This window comes from Mycobacterium sp. E3247, from assembly GCF_001667785.1.
Lineage (GTDB): Bacteria > Actinomycetota > Actinomycetes > Mycobacteriales > Mycobacteriaceae > Mycobacterium.
Map to the genome: position 1 here is coordinate 1 of NZ_LZJG01000217.1, position 1,478 is coordinate 1,478.

The 1,478-nt window shown below is 69.7% G+C and carries 1 protein-coding gene; it reads right to left on the reverse strand.

The genetic code is table 11. From position 1 onward, the window contains the following. The coding region (locus tag A9X04_RS11835; RefSeq protein ID WP_156764332.1) for an amino acid adenylation domain-containing protein at positions 1 to 1,478 on the reverse strand (1,478 nt) is incomplete at both ends.

Genomic DNA, 1,478 nt, shown 5'->3' on the forward strand with positions numbered 1-1,478 from the left:
GTGTATTCGGGTGCGGGCAGGGCGCGGGTGTCGAGTTTGCCGTTGAGGGTGACGGGCAGGGTGTCGAGGGTGACGAGGGCGGCCGGGACCATGTAGCCGGGCAGCCGCTCGGCCAGCGCGGCGCGCAGCGCGGCGGGCTCGGCGGTACCGGTCAGGTAGCCGACCAGGCGCTTGTCACCGGGGCGGTCCTCCCGCACCACCACCACCGCATCCTCAACCCCGTCCAGAGCGGCCAGCGCCGAACGGATTTCGCCGACCTCGATGCGATAACCACGGATCTTGACCTGCTCATCAGCACGCCCCACGTACTGCAGCTGCCCATCCGGGCCCCAGCACACCAAATCCCCGGTCCGGTACATCCGCTGCCCCGGCGCGCCGAACGGGCACGCCACAAACCGCGACGCACTCAGCCCGGCCCGGCGCACATACCCCAGCCCCACCCCGCGACCGGCCACATACAACTCCCCGACCACCCCGACCGGCACCGGACGCAACCACCCGTCCAACACAAACAACGCCGCCCCCGGCACCGCCGACCCAATCGGCGGCGCCCCCGACTTCACCGCCAACGGCCGGCTCATCGAGGCAAAGATCGCACTCTCCGTCGGCCCGTAAACATTCATCATCGCCCGCCCCGACGCCCAGCGATCCACCACCTCGGCCGGCACCGGCTCACCGCCGATCACCAACGCGGTGCCCTCCAAACCCTGCGGCGAGAGCATCCGCACCGCCGCCGGAGTCTGACTGAGCACGCTCACCTTCTCGGCGACCAGCAACGCATGGAAGTCCCTGGGCGAGCGGGCCACCGCCTCAGACACCACCACCAGCCGCCCACCATGCAGCAGCGCACCCCAGATCTCCCACACCGAATAATCGAAGGCATACGAATGAAACTGCGTCCACACCTGCCCCGGCGCCAACGCCACACCCACCGCCGGCGCCTCGAACAACCGCGTCACATTGGCGTGGCTGACCGCCACCCCCTTCGGCACCCCCGTCGTCCCCGACGTGTAAATAATGTGCGCCACATCCTCGGGATCCGGCGCCGAAGCCGGCGCGGTGACCGGCTGGCGAGCCAATGCCGGATCGCGCACATCGACGATCGCCACCCCACAACCATCCAGCCGCTCCGCCAACTCGGCGGTCGTCACCGCCGCGACTGGAGCGGCATCGGTGAGCATGAACTCGATGCGCGCCCCCGGCAACGCCGGATCGATCGGCAAATACGCCGCCCCCGACTTCAGCACACCCAAGATCGCCACAATCGCCTCGGCCGAACGGCCGAAGAGCAGGGCCACCGCCTCACCCGGGCCCGCCCCGCGCCCGATCAGGAAGTGCGCCAACCGGTTCGACGCCTCATCCAACTCTCGATACGTCACCGAACGACCCTCAAACGTCACCGCCGCCGCCTCAGGCCTGCGCGCCACCTGCCCGGCGAACAACACCGGAATCGACGCCGGCCCCCACGCCTCGGTCAG